The sequence below is a fragment of the Kordia sp. genome (assembly GCF_045105435.1).
GTDB lineage: Bacteria > Bacteroidota > Bacteroidia > Flavobacteriales > Flavobacteriaceae > Kordia.
This window is the reverse complement of sequence record NZ_JBGCDL010000239.1, coordinates 1-6,020: the sequence shown is the minus strand read 5'-3', so window position 1 is coordinate 6,020 and position 6,020 is coordinate 1. Positions and strand designations below refer to the sequence as shown.

The following is a 6,020-nucleotide window of genomic DNA, read 5'->3' as shown; positions in this document are numbered from 1 at the left end:
TAATCTTGATAATTTTCATATCCTAAATACATACATAATAAATCTACAGTTACAATTCCAGGTGTAGAAACTTCTTCTTTTTGGTTGATATATTTATCAAACATTCTTGAAATAGTCTTAACACTTAGTTGCTCATTGTATTTTTCATCTAGAACTTCATGAACGTGTTTAGCAAATCTAGTTTTGTTATCTCTTAAACAATTCTGTTCTGCTTTTAGATAAACCGCTTCCACAATTTTTTTAATATTTTCTTCTGAAAAACTCATGTATTGTTCAAATTTTAATTGTTTTCTATAGATTTAAAATAGCTGTAATCCTTTGTCCTTATTGGTGTCTACAACTTGTCCAAAAGTTGTCGATGTCTTGTCTACACATTTCTACACTTCTCATTGTTCATTTGTAACAAGCATAGAAATCGTGGTGTATAGCTAACACTGCTTGTACAGTTTGTATGCTTCGGAAATCACTTTGTGTTTGGCGTGTAGAAATTGGGAACTCCGTACTTCATCACATTTTGATTTCCATTTCCCAACGAAGGAGTATTCCTAACTCTAAAGCATGTCAATTTTTAAAACTGACAGCACATTCAATAATTTAAAAAAAGAAACAATGAGAACATTCATATTTTATACACTAATTATGGTATGGTTTACAAACTTAACATCTTGTACTCCAGAGATGCTAGAATTTGAAATTTCTGCGGATGATGACACAACAGAACTTCATGTAGATCCTCAAACTGAGGAAGAAGACGACGAACTTGAACCATCAAGCTAATTCACAATTTGCGGATATATGTAAAAAATATATCCGCATTATTTTTTAAAAGGAGCCGTGGTGTCATCAATATTTTCACGTGTTGCACTTTTATAACGAATGTACTTGGTAATGAGTTCTACAGAGTTTTTCACTTCATGCTTTCTGCATAAATTTCTAATATGATTTTCAACTGTTCGAGCTGCTATAAATAGTTGTACTCCAATTTCTTTTTGTGTGAGTCCTTCTGCTAATAATTGAATGACATCTTTTTCTCTTGGAGAAATGTCCATCCATCGTCCAATACTTAGCATTTTGGAAATATTGGCATCAATATATTTTTCATGTTTTAACACTTTATCAATAGCAATAAATGTTTCCTCTATACTCAATTGTTTATCCAAATACGCATCCACATTACATTCATCAAATAGTGTTTCATAATGATCAATTTGTGCATGTTGCGTCAATACCATTATTTTAATTTTCGGATATAGTTTTTTTATTTTTTTAGCAATAACAAAACCATCATATTGCGCTGTATCAAAATTTAGATCTAACAAAACGATGTCTATAGTATTTGATTGTAAATATTTCATAGTCTGCTCATAGCTATGTTTTAACGTGATATTTTCTACACGTTTATGCTGTGTTAACAGCATTTGTAAACCTTCTGCAAACATGATAGAATCATCTACGATCAATACATTTATTTTCGATTTCATAGCATATTTTGTTTATAGTTTAATGGAAATTGTATTTCAGTAGTCAATCCTTTTTCTGTAGATTGAAAAGAGATCGTTCCTTGCAATAATTTTATACGTTGTTTCATGTTCAAAACTCCAATACCTTCAACGCTTTTTTCTTGCATTCCAATTCCATTATCTTGTATTTGAAATTGATAGATTTTGAAATTGATAATTTTATTTTCAATACATACATTCGTCGCCTGAGAATGTTTTGAAATATTATTTAGCAACTCTAAAAAGATCCCGTAAAAATTGGTTTGATCGTCTAAAGAAATCTGATTCAACTCGTAAGCGAAAGGTGTTTGTAACGTCACATGAATATTGCCAAACAATTGAAATTCGGATAAACGAGCTTTAATAATTTCTGTGAGTTTGTATTTTTTTATCTTGTCATCTAGCGGAGATAATCTATGAGAGATGAGTCGTACTTGTTGGTTCAACTCTATAATTTCTTCAGATATATGATCTGCTAGTTTTTTAGTTTTAACATCATTCATTCCTAATGAAAGTACTTTGAGTCGAAGTCCGTCAAATCCCGATGCAATAATGTCATGAAGATCTTTTCCTATTTGCTTTCTAATGACTTCTTGTCCATCAAAAATTGCTTTCAAATTTTGTAAGGCTACTTCCTTTTTTTGTGCTTTTTGACGTAATCTTAAAAAGAAGTACGTTCCGATAAATGCGAGAAATAGAATTAAAAAAATCAATATGTACAGGTTTTTCTCTTTTATTTTTTTTGTTTGATTTAGAATTGTGTTCTCTTGTTTTACTGTTTTTAAAGAAAGTTTTAAAATATCATTTTGTTTTTGCTCGGTTTCATATTTTTCTTGTGCATTGAAGATGCGTTCTGCTTGCTCCTCATCATATAAATTGGTGTAGATATCTTGATATATTAACTGCTTTTCGTAAGCTTTTTTATATTGTTGTAGCTTTACATGATACAGCGTTTGTAATTTTAAATTCCGCAATTGAAATACTTTATCATTACCAGTATTAAATATAGATTGTGTTGCGGAAATATATTTTTTCGCGATAGGTAATCTATTTTCATCCAGAGCAATCGCTAATAATTCATTATGTGTATATCCAATAGAAAGTGAATCTTTAAAGCGTTTTTTATTTTCTAAAGCTTTCAAATACGTTTTTTTTGCTAGCGTAACATTTCCTTTTTTATAATAACTAATTCCAATATTATGAAGTGTAATACCATATGATTTTGAAGTTCTTTTTTTAAGTTTTAGCGCCTTTTTGTAGTAATTAATTGCACTATCAAAATCATTGATTTCTTTGTGAAAATTGCCGAGATTATTAAAACTTTTGGCAATACTAGCGGTATCTTTTAGTTGCTTTCGTAGTTGTAGTGCTTCGGTATAGTAATCCCTAGCTTTTTCAATATTACCTAATTCCCGTTGTATTTCAGCAATAGCATTTTTTGTAGCAGCTAACTTTTTATAATCTTTCAAAACCTCAAATCCAGATGCTGCTTTGAGTAAATTTTGGGTAGCTTTATCGTAATGTTGTTTGTTTTTATAGATAATTCCTGCATTCAAAAATGAATTGAAAGTTTCTTGCCCATAAGGAAATCGCTCATACAATTGCAGTCCTTTTTCAATATTAGGAAGAATACTATCTTTATTCTTTAACTTTCTATGAATCAATCCGAGCGCGCTATACGCATTTGCTGAAGCGTAACTTATTTGTTGAAGTTGTATTGTTTTTTGATATGATATTTTTGCAGTTTTATATTTTTTCAAAAAGTAATAAATGGCACCTATTTTAGTATGAATTACTGCCGAAAAGGTATCATTATTATCCTTTTCAGTAATTGAGAGTGCTTTTTTATAATAACCCAGAGCCTTTTGGTATTGCCTTACTTTTTTCAAACTATCTCCTTTTGAGACTAATAAGTCAGAATCATTATTCTCAGCGTGTGTAAAAACTGAAAATAGCATGCTGAAGTAACAAAAGCATTTTACAAAGAAATATTTCACATTATGGTTGTTAGTTGCTCTAAATTAATCATTTATAAAGTACTCTCATAATGCTCCTTCTATTATTGAGGGAATTTACCTATTGATTTAAGTCTTTTTTACGGATAGTTTTACACTTGAACATCAGCATTGTGATTTCAAAAAAGTAGTGTAAAAATAGAAGAGAGTTTTTTTTATTCTAAAAACATAAAATATTATTTGTTTAGATCAATACAATCATACTGCTCATTGTTTTTTAACATTCAATTTATTCTAATTAAATCTTATAAGTATGAAAAAAGTAACCGTATTCATGATGATGCTATCATTTTTAATTACCAGTTGTGGTTCTATTGAGAGTGATGCTGAAAAATTAGCCAAGCTAAAGTGCAAAGCTGTAAAGCTACAACAAAAGGCAATGTCTGGAGATTCATCATTGCTTTCTGAAAGTAAAGAACTTGCACAAGAGGCGGCAGCATTAGCGATGGAGTTGACCCAAAAATACAACTCCAAAGACGATGCGTTAAAGTTTCAAGCAGCATTACAAAAAGCATCACAAAATATAAATTGCAACTAATACAAAAGGATCATGAAAAAAATATTAATCTTGATGCTATTGACTTTAATTAGTTGTGATTCTGGGAATTTAACCAATTCAAAAGCACAAAAAATCATTGAACTATGTTTGGAGAAAAAACCATTACAACGAAGTGTTCAACTTCAGATAAATAAAACACGGTTTTACAAATCTCAAATAAAGGAATTACTCCCAAAGTATGAGAAACTTCAAGAGAAAGGACTTATAGAAATAAAGTCTTTAGAGAAAAGCAAAAGAAAGTTTGAAGTGACTATCACAGAATCTGGCAAAAAACTAATTGAAGAACTTCGAGAGGGAAGTAATTTTGTCCGTATGAAAAGTCATAAATATGAGGTTGATGAAGTTTTAGAGGTCATAGAAAATCCTATGCAAAATACAGCAGTAGTTAAAGTTCAGTATAAAGCAATAGATATTACACCTTTTTCTATGCTGAACAAAAGTGATATAAACGAATTCATCATAAAAGATATAAAAATGGTGAAGACTTCAAATGGATGGAAATATTGTGATAATTATTAATAAAAACTAAAAATAGTATCCTATGAGTTTAAAAAAATTAGATTACGGACAGATATCATTAAAAGTGTTGAGGCTAGTTATTTTAGAGCCTTTACTATTACCTTTTAATATTTATAAAAATGCGCTAGTAAAACTTTCAAATAGCAAAGCAGAAGATTCAGAAGAACGTAACCTTTCAGACGATTTCCCTTTGTATATATGGTTTTTAGGAATTTTTAATGCCATTATTGTACTGACTTATCCCTTGGGAATTGTTTTGGCAATCATTACAGCTATCTATGCGTATGGAAATGGATTTTCTATTTTCCTAATGATTATAATTTACACGTATTTTGCTCCTTTAGCTTATGGATTGATTCGAGAAATTTACATGATTCCTCTGAAGGGAATCTTATATTTAAAACTCATTTCTAAAAAATAAATTGATTGAGGAATTTTATAATATGCTTTTAATTAAGAAGCATTCAAAAATATAGAATGTTGTTTCACAAACAACCCAATCTCCCTCAAATCCTCCACCTAAAAGTTCGAACTTTGAAGGTTCGAGGTCACAATAATTGTAAAAACCTGTAATTTAAAAGATTACAGGTTTTTTGTTTTTATACCCGAGCGGACAGTCTTATATATGTCTTTGATTTTAAGTGATTCATGAGTTAGAATTCTACTTAATACTATCTAGTGATGAATAGTTGTTGTTAAATGCTTTTCACTTAATAAATGTATAGCATAGTCCATACAAAAGTTTTTGAATCCACTTTATGACCACTAAATATGCTATAATTTACTTATATTTGATAGTATAAAACTTCATATTATATGGGAGCAATTGATTTAAGAAATAAAATAATTGAAATTATTAATTCGTCAGACGAACGATTTTTAAGAATGGTAAGTGCATTACATAAAACGTATTCTGAACAAGAAACTACTGATTTCTATGATGAATTCCCTGTAGAAATTCAAGAAATCCTGATGGAAAGCAGAAATCAAGCGCGTCAAGGTAACACTCGTTCTCACAAAGAAGTAATGGATGATTTTCGAAAGAAATATGACATAGCTTAATACGCTCATGAATGTTATATGGACACCAACTGCTGAATTATCATACGCAAAAGAATTAGACAAAATCAGTAAAAAATGGTCAAGTAATGAAATTATCAACTTTATGAATTTAGTTGATGATTTTGTTAAAAAATTGGAGTCAGGAATCATTGAGGGTAAAGTATCACAGAAAACAAATTTGCGCTCATTTGTAATCTCCAAGCAAACAACATTGTACTTTGATGTTTTTGAAGATACTCAAACCATAGAACTACTACTATTTTGGAACAATAAAGATAATCCGAAAGAATTAAAAAAGTTTTTGAATATTTGATTTTCAACTTTATCTAGTAGTTTTTTTAACACAAAATTCTCATTCACAAACAA

The 6,020-nt window shown here is 29.5% G+C and carries 9 protein-coding genes; 6 read left to right on the top strand and 3 right to left on the bottom strand.

The window, feature by feature from the left end; genetic code table 11:
• Positions 1 to 266 (bottom strand): hypothetical protein (locus tag AB8B65_RS12280; RefSeq protein WP_405301334.1); only part of this gene is annotated, 266 nt, incomplete at its 3' end.
• Between the two features lie 343 nt (positions 267 to 609).
• On the opposite strand from AB8B65_RS12280, the gene AB8B65_RS12275 reads away from it, so the two are divergent.
• Positions 610 to 777, top strand: a complete 168-nt coding sequence (locus AB8B65_RS12275; protein ID WP_405301333.1) for a hypothetical protein — start codon at positions 610 to 612, stop codon at positions 775 to 777.
• A 38-nt stretch (positions 778 to 815) separates the two neighbouring features.
• Here AB8B65_RS12275 and AB8B65_RS12270 read toward each other — a convergent pair whose 3' ends face one another.
• Positions 816 to 1,481: a LuxR C-terminal-related transcriptional regulator gene (locus AB8B65_RS12270; RefSeq protein ID WP_405301331.1), complete on the bottom strand. Its 666-nt coding sequence runs from the start codon at positions 1,479 to 1,481 to the stop codon at positions 816 to 818.
• The gene (locus AB8B65_RS12265; RefSeq protein ID WP_405301329.1) at positions 1,478 to 3,388 is read right to left on the bottom strand and encodes a tetratricopeptide repeat protein; all 1,911 of its coding nucleotides are present in this window, start codon (positions 3,386 to 3,388) and stop codon (positions 1,478 to 1,480) included. The genes AB8B65_RS12270 and AB8B65_RS12265 overlap by 4 nt, the downstream gene beginning before the upstream one ends.
• Before the next feature lie 379 nt (positions 3,389 to 3,767).
• On the opposite strand from AB8B65_RS12265, the gene AB8B65_RS12260 reads away from it, so the two are divergent.
• The 5 genes from AB8B65_RS12260 to AB8B65_RS12240 all read left to right on the top strand — a co-directional run bounded on the left by AB8B65_RS12260 (position 3,768) and on the right by AB8B65_RS12240 (position 5,967).
• Positions 3,768 to 4,052 carry a hypothetical protein gene (locus AB8B65_RS12260; RefSeq protein WP_405301328.1) on the top strand — a complete coding sequence of 95 codons (285 nt, stop codon included), beginning with the start codon at positions 3,768 to 3,770 and terminating at the stop codon, positions 4,050 to 4,052.
• Between the two features lie 12 nt (positions 4,053 to 4,064).
• The gene (locus tag AB8B65_RS12255) at positions 4,065 to 4,592 is read left to right on the top strand and encodes a hypothetical protein (RefSeq protein WP_405301327.1); all 528 of its coding nucleotides are present in this window, start codon (positions 4,065 to 4,067) and stop codon (positions 4,590 to 4,592) included.
• Positions 4,593 to 4,614: 22 nt separating this feature from the next.
• Positions 4,615 to 5,013 (top strand): hypothetical protein, encoded by a 399-nt coding sequence (locus AB8B65_RS12250; RefSeq protein ID WP_405301326.1) that lies wholly within the window; start codon positions 4,615 to 4,617, stop codon positions 5,011 to 5,013.
• A gap of 395 nt (positions 5,014 to 5,408) precedes the next feature.
• On the top strand, positions 5,409 to 5,654 hold the full coding sequence (locus tag AB8B65_RS12245) for a hypothetical protein (RefSeq protein ID WP_405301325.1): 246 nt from the start codon (positions 5,409 to 5,411) through the stop codon (positions 5,652 to 5,654).
• Positions 5,655 to 5,661: 7 nt separating this feature from the next.
• Complete coding sequence (locus tag AB8B65_RS12240) at positions 5,662 to 5,967, top strand: hypothetical protein (RefSeq protein ID WP_405301324.1); 306 nt, start codon at positions 5,662 to 5,664, stop codon at positions 5,965 to 5,967.
• Positions 5,968 to 6,020 lie beyond the last annotated feature (53 nt).

Coding starts and splice junctions, on each gene's coding strand:
- AB8B65_RS12275 (WP_405301333.1), top strand. CDS start 610: ATGAGAACATTCATATTTTATACACTAATTATGGTATGGTTTACAAAC.
- AB8B65_RS12270 (WP_405301331.1), bottom strand. CDS start 1,481: ATGAAATCGAAAATAAATGTATTGATCGTAGATGATTCTATCATGTTT.
- AB8B65_RS12260 (WP_405301328.1), top strand. CDS start 3,768: ATGAAAAAAGTAACCGTATTCATGATGATGCTATCATTTTTAATTACC.
- AB8B65_RS12255 (WP_405301327.1), top strand. CDS start 4,065: ATGAAAAAAATATTAATCTTGATGCTATTGACTTTAATTAGTTGTGAT.
- AB8B65_RS12250 (WP_405301326.1), top strand. CDS start 4,615: ATGAGTTTAAAAAAATTAGATTACGGACAGATATCATTAAAAGTGTTG.
- AB8B65_RS12245 (WP_405301325.1), top strand. CDS start 5,409: ATGGGAGCAATTGATTTAAGAAATAAAATAATTGAAATTATTAATTCG.
- AB8B65_RS12240 (WP_405301324.1), top strand. CDS start 5,662: ATGAATGTTATATGGACACCAACTGCTGAATTATCATACGCAAAAGAA.